2 protein-coding genes (1 of these 2 cut by a window edge) are annotated in these 23343 nt (G+C 70.4%); both read right to left on the bottom strand.

Features of this window, described 5'->3' with window-relative positions:
- Nucleotides 1–13218, bottom strand: a complete 13218-nt coding sequence (locus ACWY4P_RS15325; protein WP_456211109.1) for an amino acid adenylation domain-containing protein — start codon at nucleotides 13216–13218, stop codon at nucleotides 1–3.
- Nucleotides 13215–23343: the 3' end of a non-ribosomal peptide synthase/polyketide synthase gene (locus ACWY4P_RS15330; RefSeq protein ID WP_456211110.1), read on the bottom strand. The gene runs 12014 nt beyond the window's last position; only the last 10129 of its 22143 coding nucleotides appear in the window; its start codon lies off the right edge, out of view; its stop codon occupies nucleotides 13215–13217. Before ACWY4P_RS15330 ends, ACWY4P_RS15325 begins: the two co-directional genes overlap by 4 nt.

Below are 23343 nucleotides of genomic sequence, written 5' to 3' on the forward strand. Positions count from 1 at the left end.
TCAGCGGGGCTTGTCCGTCGGCCGCGGCATGCGACGCAGCGCCGGCCGTTTGCTCACCTCCCGAGGCACCTCGGCCAAGCGCTCAACGAGGCCGGCCACGGTCGGCGACTCGAACAGCGTCCCAATGGGCAGCTCCGCTCCCATGGTGGTACGGATGCGGCTGACGAGCCGGGTGGCGAGGAGGGAGTGGCCGCCGAGGTCGAAGAAGCTGTCATCGATCCCGACCCGGTCCACCCCCAGGACCTCGGCGAACAACCCGCACAGCGTCTCCTCCTGAGGCGTCCGCGGGCCACGGCCGCCCGCCGTGACCGCGTAGTCCGGCACCGGCAACGCCCTGCGGTCCAGCTTCCCGTTCGGCGTCAACGGCAACCGGTCCAGCACCATCACCGCCGACGGCACCATGTACTCCGGCAACCTCTCCGCAAGACGCTCCCGCGCCCCGCGCACCACCGCCCCGATACCCCGCACCGCCACCGGACTGTTCACCCACGGACCACCCGAAGACGCCGGGACATACGCCCCTGACAGGGGCGCCTGACCCACGGCCGAGGGGAGCATCACGGCGTCGAACAGTGCCACCGAGCGAGACGACCACGTGGGCACGACCCGCACACCCCGCGCACGGCCGGCGACCACCAGTTCCTCCGGGTCCACCCCGGCCCCGGTCACCTCAGCCTCCAGACCGTCCAGCGCCCGCTCGGCCGCCACCTCGGCCAGCAACCGCGCATTGGGAATCCCCACCACACGCACCGGAGCATCCACGCCGGCAAGCAGTTGGCGCGGGTCCGTATCCGGTCCCCAGGTCAGCTGTCGCACGTCCGTGACGTCGACCACGTGCGCCGAGGACTTGTGCAGCACCACCTCGTACCGGTGCCGGGTCAGCTCGTTGTGGTAACCGCCCTGCTTGAGCCGGATGTCCACCGCACCGATACGAGCATCCCGCCCAGCAAGGTCGCTGAAGAACTCCGGAGCCACCACCAGCTCCTTCTCCAGCAACACCGCACGATCCACCACCGCCCGCGCCGCCGCACCACGACCCTGATGCACCGCCGCCTGCAACACACGCAACGACCCCGCATGCCGCACATCACCAATCACCAACCGACCACCCGGCGCCAACAACCCCAACGCCCGATCCACCACCCGCGCCAGATACGCCCCATCAGGGAAATACTGCACAACCGAATTGATCAACACCGTGTCAAAGAACCCCGACGGCAGACCCTCCACCACATCCGCCGCCTGACACCGCAACCGCACCCGGTCGCCCAAACCCGCCACAGCCACCTGACCCGTCAGCCGATCAATCACGGCAGACGACAGATCCGTACCCCAGTACTCCTCCACACCCTTCGCGAGATGCGCCATCAACAGACCCGAACCGACGCCGATCTCCAGAACCCGCCGCGCACCCAACCCGCGCACCCGATCAACCACCGCATCCCGCCATGCCCGCATCTCACCCAGCGGGATCGGCTCACCCGAATACGAACTGTCCCACCCCGAGAAATCCTCCCCGAAACCACCCGAACCCGACCCGGCATACACCGAGTCATAGATCTCCCGCCACTCCCCCACCTGCGCATCCACACCAGACGCCACAGCCACCCCCAGATCCGGCACCACATACGCCGCAAGCCGCTGATCACCCGGAACATCCTCACGCACCACCACAGCCGCCTGCCGCACCCCCTCACACCCCACCAACACCGACTCAACCTCACCCGGCTCAACCCGAAAACCCCGCAACTTCACCTGCTCATCCACCCGCCCCACAAACTCCAACTGCCCATCCACACGCCACCGCACCAGATCACCCGTCCGATACATCCGCCCACCCGACTCAAACGGACACGCCACAAACCGCTCAGCCGTCAACCCCACACGCCCCACATACCCACGCGCCAACCCCACACCCGACACATACAACTCACCCACCACACCCACAGGAACCGGCCGCAACACCCCATCCAGCACAAACACCCGCGTATCAGCAACCGGACGACCGATCGGCACGACGGCCTCGTCGACGGTGCCGCTCATGGAAACGCACACCGTCGACTCGGTCGGGCCGTACGCGTTGAGCACCCGACGGCCGCCCATCGACCACCGCGCCACCAACTCCGGCGGGGCTGCCTCCGCGCCCACCACAAGGCACTGGAATCCCGTCAGCTCCTCGGCTGCCTCCGACGGCATCGTCGCCACCACCGAAGGCGGAATCAGCGCGTGGGTCACCCTCTGAGCGGCCAGCACTCCCTGAAGGGCCTCGCCGACGAGGCGTCCGCCCTGTGGCACCACCAGCGCGGCGCCGCAGGAGAAGGTGACGATCAGCTCCCAGACAGCGGCGTCGAAGCTCGGCGAGGCGAACTGCAGGATCCGGCTGACGGAGTTCACCCCGAGCCGCTCCCGCTGCGTGTGCGCCAAGGCGGCCACACCCGTGTGGGACACCACGACGCCCTTGGGCCTGCCGGTGGAGCCCGAGGTGTAGATGACGTAGGCCGGGTGTGCCGGCTCGGTGTCCGGTGCCGGGTCGGTGTCAGGGAAGGTCGCGAGTTCCGCGGCCGGCACCTCCCGCTCCAGAACCAGGACAGGGGCGGCGTCGGCCAGAATGAAGGCCCGCCGCTCGGCCGGGTAGTCCGGGTCGACGGGCACATACGCGCCACCCGCCTTCAGCACCGCCAGGGCCGCCACCACCATCTCCACCGACCGCGGCAGCATCACCCCCACCAGCTTCTCCGGCCCCACGCCGCGACCTATCAGCCAGTGCGCCAGCCGGTTCGCCCGGGCATTCAGCTCACCGTACGACAACGACTCCCCGCCGCACGCCACCGCCACCGCGTCCGGAGCCCGCCGCACCTGAGCCTCGAACAGCTCGGCGAGCGACGCCGCGGGCACCTCCACGGCCGTGTCGTTCCAGCCCGACAGCAGCTGATCGCGCTCCGCGCCGGACAGCAGTTCCACCCGTCCGATCGGCAGCGACGGATCGGCCACCACCTGCTCCAACAGCCGCACCCACCGCGCCAGCAGACGCTCGACCGTTGCGCGATCGAAGAGATCCGTCGAGTACTCGACGGTCGCGCTGACACCTTGCCCGCCGGTGTTCTCGGCCAGGCTGAGGAGCATGTCGAAGCGCGACCGGCCGATTCCGACCTCCTCCAGGCCGACCCGTAGGTTCGGCAGGGAGAATGCGCTGTGGGGGGTGTTCTGGAGTACGAGGGCGACCTGGAAGAGGGGGTGGTGGGCGGTCGAGCGCTGCGGGTTGAGCAGCTCCACCAGATGCTCGAACGGCACATCCTGGTGCTCGTACGCCGCCAGGCTCGCAACCCGCACCCGCCCCAGCAGCTCCTCGAAACTCGGATCACCCGAGGTGTCCGTACGCAACACGAACGTGTTCACGAACAGCCCGACCAGATCCTCCAGAGCCTCATCCGTACGCCCGGCCACACCACTGCCCAACGGAATGTCCGAACCCGCACCCAACCGCGTCAACAACGCCGCCATACCCGCCTGCAACACCATGAACACCGTCGCACCCGACCGCCGCGCCAACGCCACCAACCGCTGGTGCAGCTCCGGGTCCAGGGCGAACTCCAGATGGGTGCCCTCGTACGAGGCCACCACCGGACGCGGCCGGTCGGCGGGGAGGCTCACCAGCTCGGGCAGGTCGGCCAACTGCTCCCGCCAGTAGCCGACCTGTTGGGAGTACACGCTGTCCGGATCGGATTCGTCGCCGAGCAGCTCGCGCTGCCACAGGGTGTAGTCGGCATACTGCACCGGCAGCTCCGGCCACCGCGGAGCGTCCCCCTGCGCGCGAGCCGTATAAGCAGCCATTATGTCGCGCGATATCGGGCCCATCGACCACCCGTCACCCGCGATGTGGTGCACGAGCAGCAGCAGGACGCTGTCGCTCGGGCCCACCTCGAAGAGCCAGGCGCGGACCGGGACCTCGGAGGAGAGGTCGAACCCGTGGCGGGCCGTCTCCTCCAGGGCCGCGGGCAGGTCCGCCTCCGAAACGGGGCGGCGCTCCCAGCCGAAGTCGGCCTCCGCCACGTCCAGCACCGACTGGTGCGGCTCACCGTCGACCTCGGGGAACACGGTGCGCAGCGACTCATGCCGGCCGACCAGATCGCGCAGGGCGGCATGCAGCGCCTCCGCGTCCACCGTGCCGGTCAGGCGGAGCGCCAGCGGCATGTTGTAGGTCGCCGAAGGGCCCTCGAGCTTGTGCAGGAACCACAGACGGCGCTGCGCGAACGACAGCGGCACCACATCCGGGCGCACCATCGGTGCCAAGGCGGTCCGCACCCGGCCACCGCCCGCGACGCGCGTCGCCAGTCCGGCGACGGTCGGGGACTCGAAGACCGCTGCGATGGGCACCTCCACCCCGAGGACGCCACGGATGCGGCTGACCAGTCGGGTGGTGAGCAGGGAGTGGCCGCCGAGGTCGAAGAAGCTGTCGTCGATCCCGACCCGGTCCACCCCCAACACCTCGGCGAACAACCCGCACAGCACCTCTTCGCGCGGCGTCCGCGGGCCCCGGCCACCCGCCGTGACCGCGTAGTCCGGCACCGGCAACGCCCTGCGGTCCAGCTTCCCGTTCGGCGTCAACGGCAGCCGGTCCAGCACCATCACCGCCGACGGCACCATGTACTCCGGCAGCTTCTCGGCAAGACGCTCCCGGGCCGCCCTCACCACCGCGCCGATACCCCGCACCGCAAGCGGACTGTTCACCCACGAACCACCTGAGGACGCCGGAACGTACGCCCCTGACAGGGGCGCCTGACTCACGGCCGAGGGGAGCATCACGGCGTCGAACAGTGCCACCGAGCGAGACGACCACGTGGGCACGACCCGCACACCCCGCGCACGGCCGGCGGCCACCAACTTCTCCGGATCCACCCCGGCCCCGGTCACCTCGGCCTCCAGGCCGTCCAGCGCCCGCTCGGCCGCCACCTCGGCCACCAGCCGCGCATTGGGAATCCCCACCACACGCACCGGAGCGTCCACGCCGGCAAGCAGCCCTGGCAGGTCCGTATCCGGTCCCCAGGTCAGCTGTCGCACATCGGACACATCCACGACCTCTGACGGTAGCTTGTGCAACACCACCTCGTACCGGTGACGGGTCAGTTCGTTGTGGTAGCCACCTTGCTTGAGGCGGATATCCACCGCACCGATGCGGTCGTCCCGCTCGGCGAGGTCGCTGAAGAACTCCGGAGCCACCACCAGCTCCTTCTCCAACAACACCGCACGATCCACCACCGCCCGCGCCGCCGCACCACGACCCTGATGCACCGCCGCCTGCAACACACGCAACGACCCCGCATGCCGCACATCACCAATCACCAACCGACCACCCGGCGCCAACAACCCCAACGCCCGATCCACCACCCGCGCCAGATACGCCCCATCAGGGAAATACTGCACAACCGAGTTGATCAACACCGTGTCGAAGAACCCAGAGGGCAAGCCCTCCACCACATCCGCCGCCTGACACCGCAACCGCACCCGGTCGCCCAAACCCGCCTCAGCCACCTGACCGGAAAGCCGGTCAATCACGGCGGCCGACAGATCCGTACCCCAGTACTCCTCCACGCCCTCAGCCAGATGCGCCATCAACAGACCGGAACCGACGCCGATCTCCAAAACCCGCCGCGCACCGAGATCCCGCACCCGCTCAACCACGGCATCACGCCACGCCCGCATCTCACCCAGCGGGATCGGCTCACCCGAATACGAACTGTCCCACCCCGAGAAATCCTCCCCGAAACCACCCGAACCCGACCCGGCATACACCGAGTCATAAATCACCCGCCACTCCTCCACCTGCGCATCCACACCCACCAAGGCGGCAGTCCCCAGATCCGGCACCACATACGCCGCAAGCCGCTGATCACCCGGAACATCCTCACGCACCACCACAGCCGCCTGCCGCACCCCCTCACACCCCACCAACACCGACTCAACCTCACCCGGCTCAACCCGAAAACCCCGCAACTTCACCTGCTCATCCACCCGCCCCACAAACTCCAACTGCCCATCCACACGCCACCGCACCAGATCACCCGTCCGATACATCCGCCCACCCGACTCAAACGGACACGCCACAAACCGCTCAGCCGTCAACCCCACACGCCCCACATACCCACGCGCCACCTGGGCGCCGGTGACGTACAGCTCGCCCACCACCCCAGCCGGGACCGGCTGAAGGCCCGCGTCCAGCACGAACATGCGGGTGTTCCAGGTCGGCCGTCCGATCGGCACACCGTGCTGGTTGTCGTCCGTGTCCCGCCAGACGGCGGAGGCCACCTGAATGGTCATCTCGGTCGGGCCGTACAGGTTGAAGAGTGCGCTGCCCCAGCTCTTGGCGATCTTGGCCGCGAGATCCGGTGGCAGTGCCTCACCGCTGGACCAGATGCGGCTGACCGCGTGGTCGGCGGGCGGCTCGGGGAGCGTGGCCAGCAGAGAGGGCGGGAACTGGGCGACCGTGACGCCGTTCTCCGCGATGTGGGCAACCAGCCGCTGGGGGTCCCGGATCACTTCGCCGGGGGCCACACAGATCGCGGCACCGGATATCAGCGGGAACCAGATCTCCAGCCCCACTGAGTCGAACCGCACCGACGTGCGGAACAGCAGCACATCTCCGGCCGCGACCGGATAGGTGTCCCGCATCCACTGGAGGTTGTTGACCAGGCCACGGTGCTCGACCATGACGCCCTTCGGGCGCCCGGTGGACCCCGAGGTGTAGATGACATAAATCGGGTTGGCCGGGGACAGCGGGGCCTGGCGGTCGTCGTCCGTCAGGTCCGCCGCGGAGTGACGGGCGACGGCCTCGATGGTTTCCTCGCTGTCGATGACGACGCAGGGAACGTCCGCGGCCTGCCACCCGGGCAGACCGCTCTCGCCGGAGGCAAGTACCAGCGCGGGCTTCGCGTCCTCCAGGCTGAACCTCAGCCGCTCCGCCGGGTCGTCGGGGTCCAGCGGCAGATAGGCGCCGCCGGCCTTGATCACCGCGAGCAGCGCCACCACCGTGTCGGCGGAGCGCGGCAGCGCCACCGCGACCAGGTGCTCGGGCCCGACGCCGAGCGCCACGAGGTGGCGGGCGAGCCGGTTGGCCCGGGCGTTCAGCCGGGCGTACGTGAGCGTGGTGTCGCCGAAGAGCACGGCGGTGGCCTCGGGAGTGGCCTCCACCTGCGATTCCAGCAGGCCGACGATCGTGTCCCGCCGGACGGGGACCTCGGTGTCGTTCCAGTCCGACACCACCCGCCGCCGCTCGGCCTCCGTCAGCAGCTCGGGTCGGCTGATCAGCTGCTTCGGAGCGGCCACCACCCGGTCCAGGAGGCGGAGCCACCGCGCGAAGAGGTCGTGGACGGTGGACTCGTCGTACAGGTCCGTGGAGTACTCCACCAGCGTCTGGATGCCGGAGGGGTTCCCCATCGCGTCGAATTGCTCGGTGAGCGAGAGGAGCATGTCGAAGCGCGAGGTGCCGGAATCCACCTCGGCCATGCGGACCCTCAGCTCCGGCAGGGTGAAATCGCTGTGGGGGGTGTTCTGGAGTACGAGGGCGACCTGGAAGAGGGGGTGGTGGGCGGTCGAGCGCTGCGGGTTGAGCAGCTCCACCAGATGCTCGAACGGCACATCCTGGTGCTCGTACGCCGCCAGGCTCGCAACCCGCACCCGCCCCAGCAGCTCCTCGAAACTCGGATCACCCGAGGTGTCCGTACGCAACACGAACGTGTTCACGAACAGCCCGACCAGATCCTCCAGAGCCTCATCCGTACGCCCGGCCACACCACTGCCCAACGGAATGTCCGAACCCGCACCCAACCGCGTCAACAACGCCGCCATACCTGCCTGCAACACCATGAACACCGTCGCACCCGACCGCCGCGCCAGGTCCGCCATCCGCCGGTGCAGCTCGCCGTCGACGTCAAGGGTCAGGCATGAGCCCCGGTAGGAGGCGATCGCGGGGCGGGCCCGATCGGCGGGGAAGCTCACCAGCTCGGGCAGCCCGGCCAACTGCTCCCGCCAGTAGGCGACCTGGCGCCCGAACGTGCTGTCCGGGTCGGACTCGTCGCCCAGCAGCGCCCGCTGCCAGAGCGTGTAGTCGATGTACTGCACAGGAAGCTCGTCCCACTGAGGCGCACTGCCCCGGGTCCGCGCGGTGTACGCGGCGACGACGTCGCGCGCGAGCGGGCCCATCGACCAGCCGTCACCCACGATGTGGTGCAGCAACAGCAGCAGGACGCTTTCCCCGGCGCTCGTCTCGAAGAGCTTGGCGCGAACCGGCGTCTCGGAGGAGAGGTCGAAGCCGTAACGGCCCGCCTCCTCCAGGGCCGCCGGCAGGTCCGCCTCCGAAACGGGGCGGCGCTCCCAGCCGAAGTCGGCCTCCGCCACGTCCAGCACCGACTGGTGCGGCTCACCGTCGACCTCGGGGAACACGGTGCGCAGCGGCTCATGCCGCGCGATCACGTCGCGCAGGGCGGCATGCAGCGCCTCCGCGTCCACCGTGCCCGTCAGGCGGAGCGCCAGCGGCATGTTGTACGTCGCCGACCGCCCCTCCAAGCGGTGCAGGAACCAGAGCCGACGCTGCGCGAACGACAGCGGCACCACATCCGGGCGCGGCATGGGCGCCAGTTCCCTACGCGTCTGCCCGCCGAGGTTCAGCCGCTCCATCAGCCGGGCCACGGTCGGCGCTTCGAAGACGTCCTTGATGGGCGGCTCCGCTCCCATGGTGGTGCGGATGCGGCTGACGAGCCGGGTGGCGAGGAGGGAGTGGCCGCCGAGGTCGAAGAAGCTGTCGTCGATCCCGACCCGGTCCACCCCCAGGACCTCGGCGAACAACCCGCACAACACCTCTTCGCGCGGCGTCCGCGGGCCACGGCCGCCCGCCGTGACCGCGTAGTCCGGCACCGGCAACGCACTGCGGTCCAGCTTCCCGTTCGGCGTCAACGGCAACCGGTCCAGCACCATCACCGCCGACGGCACCATGTACTCCGGCAACCTCTCCGCAAGACGCTCCCGCGCCCCGCGCACCACCGCCCCGATACCCCGCACCGCCACCGGACTGTTCACCCACGGACCACCCGAAGACGCCGGGACATACACCCCCGACAACACCGCATCGCTCATCCGCGACGGCAGAATCACCGCGTCGAACAGCCCCACCGAACGCGACGACCAGGTGGGCACGGTTCGCAGTCCCCGCACGCGGCCCGCGACCACCAGCTCCTCCGGATCCACCCCGGCCCCGGTCACCTCGGCCTCCAGGCCGTCCAGCGCCCGCTCGGCCGCCACCTCGGCCAGCAACCGCGCATTGGGAATCCCCACCACACGCACCGGAGCATCCCCGGCCAGGAGCTTGTCCAGATCGGCGACGCCGGTGACCTCACGCCCCCAGGCCAGTCGCCGGACATCGGACACATCCACGACCTCTGACGGCAGCTTGTGCAACACCACCTCGTACCGGTGACGGGTCAGCTCGTTGTGGTAACCGCCCTGCTTGAGCCGGATGTCCACCGCACCGATACGAGCATCCCGCCCAGCAAGGTCGCTGAAGAACTCCGGAGCCACCACCAGCTCCTTCTCCAACAACACCGCACGATCCACCACCGCCCGCGCCGCCGCACCACGACCCTGATGCACCGCCGCCTGCAACACACGCAACGACCCCGCATGCCGCACATCACCAATCACCAACCGACCACCCGGCGCCAACAACCCCAACGCCCGATCCACCACCCGCGCCAGATACGCCCCATCAGGGAAATACTGCACAACCGAATTGATCAACACCGTGTCAAAGAACCCCGACGGCAGACCCTCCACCACATCCGCCGCCTGATACCGCAACCGCACCCGGTCGCCCAAACCCGCCACAGCCACCTGACCGGAAAGCCGGTCAATCACAGCACCCGACAGATCCGTACCCCAGTACTCCTCAACACCCCCCGCGAGATGCGCCATCAACAGACCCGAACCGACACCGATCTCCAAAACCCGCCGCGCACCCAACCCGCGCACCCGCTCAACCACCGCATCACGCCACGCCCGCATCTCACCCAGCGGGATCGGCTCACCCGAATACGAACTGTCCCACCCCGAGAAATCCTCCCCGAAACCACCCGAACCCGACCCGGCATACACCGAGTCATAAATCACCCGCCACTCCTCCACCTGCGCATCCACACCCACCAAGGCGGCAGTCCTCAGATCCGGCACCACATACGCCGCAAGCCGCTGATCACCCGGAACGTCCTCACGCACCACCACAGCCGCCTGCCGCACCCCCTCACACCCCACCAACACCGACTCAACCTCACCCGGCTCAACCCGAAAACCCCGCAACTTCACCTGCTCATCCACCCGCCCCACAAACTCCAACTGCCCATCCACACGCCACCGCACCAGATCACCCGTCCGATACATCCGCCCACCCGACTCAAACGGACACGCCACAAACCGCTCAGCCGTCAACCCCACACGCCCCACATACCCACGCGCCAACCCCACACCCGACACATACAACTCACCCACCACACCCACAGGAACCGGCCGCAACACCCCATCCAGCACAAACACCCGCGTGTTGGTGACCGGACGGCCGATCGGCGCCACAGCTCCCGCAACAGCGTCACTCATCGACACACACACCGTCGACTCCGTCGGACCGTAGGCATTCACCACCCGACGACCGCCGACAGACCACCGCGCCACCAACTCCGGCGAGGCCGCTTCACCCGCCAGCACCACCGTTTCCAGTTCCGGCAACGCGGTCTCGGCACCCACCGGCACCGCTCCCAGCACCGACGGCGGCAACGTCACATGAGAAACCCGCCCCTCCCGCAGGAAACGCCGCAGACCCTCACCGACCAGGGGCCCGCCCTCCGGCACCACCAATGCGGCACCCGACGAGAACGCCATCGTCAGCTCCCACCACGCCGCATCGAAACTCGGTGAGGCGAACTGCAACACCCGACTGGCCGAGCTCACCCCCAACCGCTCCGCCTGCGCATGCGCCAGGCTGGCCACTCCCGCATGGGAGACCACGACGCCCTTGGGCGTGCCCGTGGAGCCCGAGGTGTAGATCACGTACGCCGGATGCGCAGCCTCCACCGCGATCCCGGGGTCGGTGTCCGGGAAAGACGACAGATCCTGCGCCAGTGCCGCCTCGTCGAGAACCAGCGCCGGCGCGGCGTCGGCGAGGATGAACGCACGCCGCTCCGCCGGATACTCCGGATCCACCGGCACATACGCGCCCCCGGCCTTCAGCACCGCCAGGACCGCCACCACCATCTCCACCGACCGCGGCAACACCACCCCCACCAGCTTCTCCGGCCCCACACCCGCACCGATCAGCCAATGCGCCAGCCGGTTCGCCCGGGCGTTCAACTCCCCGTACGACAGCGACTCGCCACCGGACACCAACGCCACCGCGTCCGGAGCCCGCCGCACCTGGGCCTCGAAAAGCTCCGCCAGGGTGGCCTGCGGCACCTCGACCGCCGTGTCGTTCCACCCCGACAACAGCTGCCCCCGCTCCGCCCCATCCAGCAGCCCCACCCGCCCGATCGGCACCGACGGATCCGCCACCACCTGCTCCAACAACCGCACCCACCGCGCCAACAACCCCTCGACCGTCCCCCGGTCGAACAACTCGGTGGAGTACTCCAAGAGCGCGTCGATGCCCGCTACTCCGTCCACGTCCTCGTGGCGCTCGTACATCTCGATCAAGACGTCGAAACGCGAGGTCCCCGTGGAAATGAACTCGGTCCGCACATGCAGCCCGGGCAGCCGGAATTCCTCTGACGGCGTGTTCTGCAGCACCATCGCGATCTGGAACAGAGGGTGATGGCTGGTGGTGCGCTGGGGGTTGAGCAGTTCCACCAGGTGCTCGAAGGGCACATCCTGGTGCTCGTACGCCGCCAGGCTCGCAACCCGCACCCGCCCCAGCAGCTCCTCGAAACTCGGATCCCCCGAAGTGTCCGTACGCAGCACGAACGTGTTCACGAAGAGGCCGATCAGATCTTCGACCGCCTGGTCGGTGCGGCCGGCGCCGCCGTTGCCGAGCGGAATGTCGGTGCCGGCGCCGAGCCTCGTCAGCAACGCCGCCATGCCGGCCTGCAGCACCATGAACACCGTGGTGTTCGTCCGCCGCGCCAGGGCCACCAGCCCCTGGTGCAGCTCCGCGCTCAGCTCGAAGTCCAGGTGACCACCCGCGTACGAGGCCACCGCCGGGCGCGGGCGGTCGGCCGGGAAGCTGACCTGCTCGGGCAGGTCGGCCAGCTGCTCGCGCCAGTAGTCGACCTGCTGGGCGAACACGCTCTGGGGATCGGCCGCGTCGCCCAGCTGGTCCCGCTGCCAGAGGGCGTAGTCGGCGTACTGGGCGGGCAGTTCGGACCACTTCGGCGCGGAGCCCTCCACCCGCGCCGTGTAGGCGGCGAGCACATCCCGCGCCAGCGGGGCCATGGACCAGTCGTCGGCGACGATGTGGTGCAACAGCAGCAGCAGGGTGCTCTCGTCGTTGCCCAGCTCGAAGAGCCAGGCCCGCAGCGGCACCTCGGTGGACAGGTCGAATCCGTAGCGGGCGGCGTCCCGGAGGGCGCCCGGCAGGTCGGCCTCCGAGACCGCCCGGCGCTCCCAGCCGAAGTCGGCCTCGGCCGGATCCAGGATGAGCTGGTGCGGCTCGCCGTCCACCTCGGACTCCGAAAAGACCGTGCGCAGCGACTCGTGGCGGCCGACGACGTCGCGCAGGGCGCCGTGCAGCGCCTCCGCGTCCACGGTGCCCGTCAGCCCGAGCGCCAGCGGCACGTTGTACGTGGCCGACGGGCCGTCCAGCCTGTACAGGAACCACAGCCGGCGCTGCGCGAACGACAGCGGAAGCACCTCGGGGCGCGCCACGGGAACCAGGCTCGTACGCGAACCGTCGCTGGTGTCACCGCCCAGGCGCCCGGCCAGGGTGGCCGGTGTCGGGTGCTCGAAGATGTCCTTGATGGGCAGCTCCACCCCGAGTGCGTTGCGCACCCGGACGAGCAACCGAATCGCGGACAGCGAGTGGCCGCCCAGCTCGAAGAGGTCGTCGTGGGGGCCCACCCGCTCCACACCCAGCACCTCGGCGAACAGTTCGCGCAGCACCTGTTCGCGCGAGGCGCCCGGCTGATCGTCTCCGCCGGGGAGGGCGTTCGGGCCGGACTTCGACGATGCCTTGGGGGCCAACTTCTCGCTCACTTTGCCTCTTCCCCGTTCACGAACGCCTGCCGCAGCCTTTCCGAAATGATCGGCCCGATCTGACGCAGCGGTTCAGGGTTCATCATGTGCGTGTGCTTGCAGTGGATCTCACGGAATTCGACTTCTCCGTCCACGTACGGATCCCACGCGTCCCGCTCGAGCCGGTGGTCCATTTCGCCACCGACGGCGGCAAGGACGAGCGTCGGCGCGGCGACGGGGTGGTGTGTCACATCCAGGCCGATGTAGGCGTTGTTCAGGGTGATGTCCATCATCGCCCGGGCCTCAGCTTCCGTGAGGCCCGCCAGCGCGCTGTTCTTTGTGCGCAGCAGCTCCACGGTGTTCTCGTGAGTGAGCCGCCGTGCTTCCTCGTCGGTGAGTTCGATGTCGAACAGCGCCAGCATGGCGCGGTGCACGTCGGCCACCCGGACCTTGGCCCTGGCCTCGTCCACGCTCTGCCGGCTGACCAGGCTGACCGGGTGGCAGTCGAGCAGGGTCAACAGGCCCACGTGCTGCCCGCGCCGTTCCAGTACTTCGGCGATCTTGTGCGCGGCGACTCCGCCGAACGACCACCCCAGGATGTGGTACGGCCCCTCGGGCTGCATCTCCATGATGCGGTCCGCATAGTCCTCCGCCATGGACTCGACGGAATTCGCGAAGGGCTCTTCTCCATTGAGTCCGCGAGCCTGGACGGCGTACATCGGAATGTCCTTGTCGATGTGCCTGAGCAGTCCTGAATAGGTCCAGCCCAGGCCACTTCCCGCATGAATGCAGAAGACCGGCTTCTGTTTTCCATGGGCACGCAGCGGCAGGATCACATCCAACGCACTGTCTTCGAAGTCGACGCTCAGACGCCGGGCCAGTCCTGCCACCGTCGGGGTCTCGAGTATCGCCTTGACCGGAAGTTCCACGCCCAATACCGCGTGAATCCTGGCCAGCAGTCTGACGGCCGAGAGAGAATGTCCGCCGAGCTCGAAGAAGTTGTCTTCGACACTCACCTGTGGCACGTTCAGAAATTCGGCGAACAGAGCACACAGCAGCTCTTCCTGCGGATTCCTGGGCGTCCGGGGACCGGCGTCGTCCCGCTGGTCTCTCGGCAGCGGCAGCGCCCGCCGGTCCAGTTCGCCGTGGGCGGTCAGCGGCAGTCGGTCGAGCAGCTCGACGACCGCCGGAACCAGGTGTTCGGACAGACGCCCGGCGACATGCGCGCGCAGCGCGGCGGGGTCGGCCGGTGCCGCCGCGACGGCCGTGCTGTCGAGCACCGCGTAGCCGACCAGGACTTCCTCACCGGCGTCGTTCTCGTGTACGACCACCGCGGCCTGCTCGACGGCGGGGTGCTCGGTGAGGACGTCCTCGATCATTGCCGTTCCGAGCCGCAGGCCGCGGATGACCGCGTGGGCTCCGTCGTGCGCGACGCACTCCAGCTCGAGCCCCCGCTCGCCGGTGCGGTGGCGCGCCAACGCACCGGTGCGGTACATCCGCTCGCCCGAGTGGAACGGGCTCGGCAGAAGACGTTCCGCGGCCCGGCCGGCCTCGCCCGCGTACGCCCTGACCGGCCACAGCTCCTTCATGTACAGCTCACCGGTCACTCCCGGCGGGACCGGACGCAGCACCGAGTCCAGTACGTGCGCCTCGCAGCCCGCGAGCGGCCGGCCCAGCGCCGGGGCCGTCGTCGCCTTCAGCCGTCCCGACAGAACCGCACCGGCACCCCCTCCGGGCCGGTACACCACGTGGGTCTCCGTCCGTGGCAGCGCGCGCAGCCGGTGCCAGAGCGCCGTGCCGACGGGCTCGCCGGACAGCACGAGTGCCGTCGGCTGGTGCTCGTCCGCCGCGAACAATCCCGCGGCCAGCAGCTGCTCCAGGTGGCGGGGTGCCGCGGTCAGCAGGTGGACGCCCGCCGAACGGATGGCGCTCACCGTGTCCTGCGGGCGCTGCCCACGGTGCGCGTCGAACATGTGCAGCTCATGGCCGGCGAGGAGGGCCGACAGCGCGTCCCAGGAGTTCGCCGAGGACAGCGGCGCGGTGAGCATCACCCGCAGCGTCTGTCCGGCCGCGGCTTCGGCCGGGGCGAAGACCTGTTCCCGGTGGACCGCGAACAGGTCGGCGAGCGCGGCGTGCGAGACGGAGTGGGCGAAGGGACGCGCCACGGCATGCGCGGGATGGACCGGCAGCACCGGCGCCGTACGCTCGGCGTCGGTCACATCGCCGTGCGTCGCGCTGTCGTGTCCCTCGTCCCCGTCGGCGGCGCCCCCATCGGGCGCGCCTTGGTCGGCCGCGTGCCGCTCCAGCGCGACCTCGAACCGGTCGTCGGCGACCGATGGACCGGCGAAGTCGTCGTGGGTGATGACGAGGAGTGGGTCGGCCGCCTGGACGACGGCTCGGGTCTCCTCCGCCTCGGCTCCGGCCTCGAGCGCCAGGTATGCCGCGCCGGTCTTGAGCACCGCCAGCAACGCGACGATCGTCTGCGCGGACGGCGGCACCGCCAGGGCCACCACCCGCCCCGGGCCGGCCCCGTGGCCGATCAGGTGGCGGGCGAGGCGGTTGGCCCGCGCGTTCAGCCGCGCGTATGTCAGAGCCCCGTCGCCCGCGACGACCGCGATCGCCTCGGGCGTGGCCGCCGCCTGTTCCTCGAACAGCCGTACCACCGTCGTCGCCGGCTGCTCCGAGCGCGGCGCCGCGTACGTTTCCAGCTGCCGGCTCTCGGCAGCGGTCAGGACGTCGAGTCGGCTCACCTTCCGCTGCGGATCGGCCACCACGGCGCCGATGAGGGCGATCAGCCGGTCGACGACGGACATCGCGGTGTCGTGGTCGAACAGGTCGGTCGCGTAGCGCAGGACGCCCGTGACCCCGCTGGGGGCGCCGTCATCCGCAGTGCGTTCATGGAAGGTGAAGTCGAGATCGAACTTGGCTGTGTTGATGTCAAGGTCGAGGGTCTCGATTTCAAGACCGGACATGTCGGGAGTGGCCTCGCCCGTGACGCCGAAGTCCACCATGACCTGGAACAGCGGATGCCGTGCCGTGGACCGGTACGGGTTGACGAGCTCGACCAGCCGCTCGAACGGCAGGTCCTGATGGTCGTATGCCTCCAGGCCGGCCTGCCGGACTCGCTCGACCAGTTCGGCGAAGGTCGGGTCGCCCGACAGATCGGCCCGCAGCACCAGTGTGTTGACGAAGAAGCCGATCAGGTCTTCCAGCGCCTCGTCCGTGCGCCCGGCGATGGGCGTGCCCAGCACGATGTCATCACCCGCGCCCAGCTTGGACAGCAGTGCCGAGACGGCGGCCTGGAGGACCATCGCGGGGCTCGCCCCCGACGCGCCGGCCAGCGAGGTCAGCCCTCGGTGCACCGGACCCGGCAACTCGAACCCGACGGTCGCGCCCTGGTAGCTCGGCTCGGCCGGCCGGGGTCGGTCGGTCGGCAGGATCAGCTCCTCCGGGGCTCCGTCCAGCAGCTTGCGCCAGTAAGCGACCTGCCGCGCCATGGCGCTGTCCGGAGTGTCCTCGTCACCGAAGACCTGGCGCTGCCACAGGGTGTAGTCGATGTACTGCACGGGCAGCGCGGGCCATTGTGGAGCGCCCTCGTCCTGCCGTGCGGTGTACGCGGCGGCGAGGTCGCGGACGAACCGCCCCGCCGACCAGCCGTCGCTCACGATGTGGTGCAGCAGGACCAGCAGCGCGCAGGAGGCGTCACCTTCGCCACCTTCGTCTGGGAGTTCCCACAGCTCCGCCCGCACCGGAATCTCGGACGCCAGGTCGAACTCGTACCGGGCGGCAGCCGTCACCCGCTCCGGCAGCGCCGCCCCGGTGGTCCGGCGAACCCGCCAGCCGAAGTCGGCTTCGGCCGGATCCAGCACCAGCTGGTGCGGCTCGCCTTCGGCCTCGGGGAAAATCGTGCGGAGCGACTCGTGCCGAGCGATCACGTCGCCGAGGGCGGCCCTCAGCGCCTCGTGGTCCACTGCGCCCGTCAGGCGCAGCGCGAGCGGCATGTTGTACGTCGTCGACGGCCCCTCCAGCTTGTGCAGGAACCACAGCCGGCGCTGCGCGAACGACAGCGGTACGACCTGCGGGCGCGCGACCGGCACCAGCGCCACGCGCGCCGTGCCGCCCGCGTCCAGCCGGTCGGCCAGACCGGCCACCGTCGGAGCCTCGAACACCACCCCGATGGGCACCTCGACGCCCAGGGCCCCGCGGATCCGGCTCACCAGCCGCGTGGCGAGCAGCGAGTGCCCGCCCAGCTCGAAGAAGCTGTCGTCGATGCCCACCCGCTTGAGCCCCAGCACGTCGGCGAAGAGCTCGCACAGTGTTTCCTCGCGCGGTGTGCGGGGCGCGCGGCCGCCGCTGAGGATGCCGTAGTCCGGGGCCGGCAGTGCCTTGCGGTCCAGCTTGCCGATCGGGGAGAGCGGCAGCCGGTCGAGCACGACGAAGGCCGACGGGACCATGTAGTCGGGCAGCCACGCGCGCAGCCCGGCCCGTAGGTCCCGGTGCAGCCGGGCCGACCGGTCCGACTGGGCAGGGCTGTTGGCATGCCCCACCGCCGGGCCGGCCTCTTCTTCCGCGCCCCGGTAGGCGGCCACGGGGCCGCGCGCCGCGGTCGCCTCCGGCAGCAGGACGACGTCGAATCGGTCGTCGTGGCCCGTCTCCGACCAGGTGGCGACGGCCCGGAAGCCGAGCGACGCGACGAGGTCGTACACCCGCTCCGGGTCCACGCCGGTCTCCGCGTCGTCTGCCGTGGCCGTGCCGTCGAGCCGGCGCAGCGCCCGGGTGTCCGCGCTCAGCCGACCGTTCGGGAGACCGGTCAGCCGCACTCCGTCGGGGTGCTCGCGCAGTTGCCGCTCGACCGCGTCCAGGCTCGCGCCGCACCGCTGCCAGGTGATCTCCGGGAGTCCGTCGACCTGGGTGGGGACCAGGGGCGTCTTGCAGATCACCACCTCGTATCGGTAGCGGGAGAGCTCGTTGTCGAAAGCGCCTCGCTTGAGCCGGATGTCCACCCCGGCGACGTCCTCCAGCTCCCGTCCGAGAGAGGTGAAGAACTCGGGTGCGAGCAGCAGCTCCTCCTCAGCGGCGACCTTCTGGTCGACCTGCGCCCTCAGGGCCGTCAGGTCGTCCGGCCCCAGGTCGTTCGCCGTCCCGTGACTGGTCACGCCCGCCTGGAGCGTACGGAGCAGCCGGAGGTTCCGGATGTCGCCCAGGTAGAGGGAGCCGCCCGGGACCAGCAGGTCCAAGGCGTTCTTGATGACCTCGGTGAGGTAGCCGGCGTGCGGAAAGTACTGCGCGACGGAGTTCACGACGATGGTGTCGAAGAAGTCCCGGGGCAGCCCCGAGGTGTCGTCGGCGGCCTGGGCGCGCAGTTCGACGCGCCCCGCCAGGTCCTCCCGCGCCGCCGTCCGCGCACGCAGGGTCTCGATGGCCGATGCGGAGAAGTCGGTGCCCCAGTAGGCGGCGGAGTGCGGAGCCAGCTGGGAGAGGATCAGGCCGTTGCCGACCCCGAGTTCGAGCACGTTCTTCGGCTCGAGCCGCCGGATCTCCGCGACGGCCGAGGCGCGCCACTCGCGCATCTCGTCCAGCGGTATCGGGGAGCCGTCGTAGCTGCTCGTCCAGATCCCGAAGTCCTCCCAGAACCCGCCCGCGTCGGCCTGGTCCCGGTACACCGACTCATAGACCTCCCGCCAGGACGCGACCTGCCGGTTTTCCTCGGCGGTGTCGCGGTCCCGGGCCCGGGCCCGGTCCGGTACGACGTAGCCGACCAGCTGAGGGGTGTCGTGGTCCTCGCGTACGAGCACGGTGGCCGCGGCGACGCCCTCCTGCCGGGAGAGCGCGGCCTCGATCTCGCCGAGTTCGATCCGGAATCCGCGCACCTTGACCTGGTCGTCCGCCCGGCCGACGAATTCCAGACCTCCCTGGGCACGCCAGGTGACGAGGTCGCCGGTGCGGTACATGCGGGCGCCCGGCCCCTCGTACGGATTGGCCACGAAGCGTTCCGCGGTCAGTCCCCGGCGGCCCAGGTAGCCGCGGGCGAGGAAGGGGCCCGCCAGGTACAGCTCGCCGACGACGCCGTCCGGTACCGGCCGCAGCCCGGCATCCAGCACATACACCCGGGTGCCCGGCAGCGGCAGGCCGATCAGCGGCGGGCGGTCCGGGCCGGTCACCGAGGCCGCGGTGCACCAGACCGTGGCCTCGGTCGGCCCGTAGAGGTTGACCGCGCCGCCGCCCTGGGCGTGCAGCCGCTCCGCCAGCGGCGCGGGCAGCGCCTCGCCGCCGACCAGCAGGCGCACTCCGGCCAGCCCGTCGGGCTCGTGGGCCAGGATGGAGCGGTACACCGAGGGCGTGGCCTGGAAGACCGTGGCGCCGCTGCCGCGGATCAGGCGCCGCAGGGCGATCGGGTCCTTGGCGACCTCCGCGGTGGCGACCTCCACGCTGCCGCCGGACAGCAGCGGCGCGTAGATCTCCACGGCCGCGATGTCGAAGGTGATGGTGGTCGCGGCCACCATGCGGTCTCGCGGCGTCAGCGGGACCCGGGCGGCGATGGCGTCGAGGAAGTGGGCGATGTTCGCGTAGGAGACCACCACGCCCTTGGGGTAGCCGGTGGACCCCGAGGTGTAGATGACATACGCGGCGTGGTCGCCGTGGATCGGCGTGTGCCGGTCGGTGTCCGTCACATCGTCCGCCGCGAAGCCACGGAGCTCGTCCTCCGCCTCCGCGTCGCCGAGGGCGACGCACAGGGCGGGCAGCGGATGCGGCAGCCCCTCCCGGACGGCCGGGGTGGTGATCAGCGCGGCGGGCCCGGCGTCCCGGAGGACGTAGGCCAGCCGGTCGGCGGGGTGGGTGGGATCCAGCGGCAGGTACGTCGCGCCGGCCTTCGCCACGGCCAGCAGCGCCACCACCATGTCCACCGACCGCGGCAGCGCCAGCGCCACCACGCTCTCCCGGCCGATGCCGCGGGCGAGGAGCAGCCGGGCCAGCTGGTTGGCGCGGTGGTTGAGCCGCGCGTAGTCGGCCTGCTCGGCGCCGGCGCGCACCGCGAGCGCGCCGGGGGTGAGCGCCGCCTGCCGCTGGAACTTCTCGTGCGGCCACGCGGCGGGCGGCGCCGTCGCGGTGTCGTTGCGCGCCACCAGCACCTCGGCCCGCTCCTCGGCGGACAGCAGTTCGGCGTCGGCGATGCGCACCGCCGGGTGGAGCGCCACGGCGCGCAGGAGGTTCTCGTACCACGCGGCGATCTTCTCCACGGTGGCACGGTCGAACAGCTCGGTGGAGTACTCCAGCGTCGCGCTGAGCCCGGCGGGCCGCCCCTCGCCGGACCGCGCCTCGACGATGCTCAGGAAGAGGTCGAACTTGGAGTTGTCGCTCTCCAGCGGGTACGGCGTGGCCTCGATGTCCTGCATGCGCAGCGCCGGGGCGTCCACGTTCTGGAGCTGGAACATCACCTGGAAGAGCGCGTTGCTCGCCAGCGTGCGGACCGGGTTGAGCGCCTCGACCAGGTACTCGAACGGCAGGTCCTGGTTGGCGTAGGCGGTCAGCGCGCCGTCCCGGACGCGGCCGAGGAGCTGGTCGAAGGGCGGGTTGCCGGTGGTGTCGGTGCGGAGCACCAGGGTGTTGACGAAGAACCCGACCAGATCGGACAACGCCTCGTCGGTACGGCCGGCGATCGGGACGCCGATCGGGATGTCCTCGCCCGCGCCGAGGCGGGTGAGCAGGGCGGCGAAGGCCGTCTGCAACACCATGAACAGGGTCGACTGGGAGTCGGCGGCGACCTTGCGCAGCCCGGCGTGCAGCTCGGCGTCCAGGACGAAGGGCACGACATCGCCGCGGTAGCTCGCCACCGCCGGCCGCGGGCGGTCCGTGGGAAGTTCGAGCTGGGAGGGGATGCCCGCCAGCGCGTTCTTCCAGTACCCGAGCTGCCTCGAGACCAGGCTGTCCGGGTCGTCGGTGCGGCCCAGCAGCTCCTGCTGCCAGATCGCGTAATCCGCGTACTGGACGGGCAGGGGCCGCCAGTCGGGGGCCGAGCCGGCCAGGCGGGCCTCGTACGCCTGGGCGAGGTCGCGCATCAGCGGTGCCCTGGACGCGCCGTCGCTGATGATGTGGTGCATCAGAATGACCAGGACCGGCCCGGTCGGTGCGGCGGATTCGTCTTCCGCAGCGGCGGGGGCGGCCCCCTCGTCCCCGCCGCGTCCGGTAGCCGGCTGAAACAGCCATGCCGCCAGCGGCGGTTCGGTGGCGAGGGCGAAGTGGTGGCCGACCGCCTCGTGCACGGCCCGGTGCAGCCGCCGCGGCTCGACTTCCACCACGCGCGGCCGTAGCGGAGCCGCTGCCGGGTCGAGCACCACCTGTCGCGGTTCACCGTCCACTTCGACGAAGACCGTCCGCAGCGACTCGTGCCGCGCCACCAGGTCGTTCAGCGCGGCCCGCAGCGCTTCCTCGTCCACGGCCCGGGACAGCCGGAGCGCGAAGGGCCAGTTGTACGCGGCCGACGGGCCTTCCAGCCGGTGCAGGAACCACAGCCGGCGCTGGGCGAACGACAACGGGATCGTGTCCGGACGCGACACGGGCGCCAGCGCCGTGCGCGGCCGCCCTTCCGCCGCGTCCAGATGCGCCACCAGGCTCGCCACGGTCGGGGCGTCGAACACCGCTCCGATGGGCACCTCGACGCCCAGGGCCCCGCGGATCCGGCTGACCAGCCGGGTCGCGAGCAGGGAGTGTCCGCCGAGGTCGAAGAAGCTGTCGTCGATGCTCACCCGATCCACGCCGAGGACACCGCCGAACAGCTCGCACAGCAATTCCTCCCGCGGGGTGCGCGGGGCGCGGCCACCGCCGCGGGCGCCGAAGTCCGGGGCGGGCAGGGCCCGGCGGTCCAACTTGCCGTTGGGCGTCAGCGGGATCGTGTCGACGGCCACCACCGCCGCCGGGACCATGTAGTCCGGGAGCCGCTCCGCCACGTGCGCGCGCAGGGCGGCGGGGTCGACCGTGGCCGGCACGGCATAGCCCACCAGCTGGGTGCCGCCCGGCTCGGTCTCCCGCGCCACGACCACCGCCTGCCGCACCTCCGGGTGGTCCAGCAGGGCCGCGGCGACCTCGCCGGGCTCGATCCGGAAACCCCGTACCTTGACCTGCTCATCGGCACGGCCCGCGTACTCCAGCTGCCCGTCGGCCCGCCACCGCGCCAGGTCGCCGGTCCGGTACATCCGTACCCCGGGCTCGAAGGGGCAGGCCACAAAGCGCTCCGCGGTCAGGCCGGAGCGGCCCAGATAGCCTCGGGCCAGTTGCGCACCGGTCACATACAGCTCGCCCACCGCGCCGGCCGGCACCAACTCCAGCCGGTCGTCGAGCAGATAGATCCGCGTGTTCCAGAATGGCCGGCCGATGGGCACCGGCCCCGAGGGCAGCTTGTCCTTCGGGCCGATGCGGTACTCCGTGCAGTTGACTGTCGTCTCGGTCGGGCCGTAGGCGTTGACGACGGTGACCCGCCGGTGCTCGGCGCGCCACGCGGCGAGGGCCTCGCCGGTCAGCGCCTCGCCGCCGAGAATCAGCATCTCGCCCGGCGACCGGTGCTTCGGCAGTTCGCTCAGCATCGGCAGGTGCGACGGCGTGGCCTTGAGCAGCGCCACGGGGACGCTGCCGCCCCCGTTGTCCCCGGGAGCCGGGACGTCGTCGTCCAGACCGGTCAGATAGACCCGGCCACCGACGACGAGGGTGGTGTACAGGCCGGTGACGGTGAGGTCGAAGGCGATCGGCGTGGGCACCAGGGTGGCCCCGCGGGCCGCCGGATAGTGGTGGGTCGACCAGTTGAGGTAGTTGGCGACCGAGCGGTGCTCCACCGCGACGCCCTTGGGGGTGCCCGTGGAGCCGGAGGTGTAGATGACGTACGCCGGGTGGGCCGGCTCCACGTCGATCTCCGGATCGGTGTCGGGGAAGGACGACAGGTCCCGGCCCAGCGCTTCCTCGTCCAGCACGAGGACGGGCGCGGCGTCGGCGAGGATGAACGCACGCCGCTCCGCCGGATACTCCGGGTCCACCGGTACGTAGGCGCCCCCGGCCTTCAGCACCGCGAGCAGCGCCACCACCATCTCCACCGACCGCGGCAACACCACCCCCACCAGCTTCTCCGGCCCCACACCCGCACCGATCAGCCAATGCGCC

The sequence above is a fragment of the Streptomyces sp. LZ34 genome, from assembly GCF_053890475.1.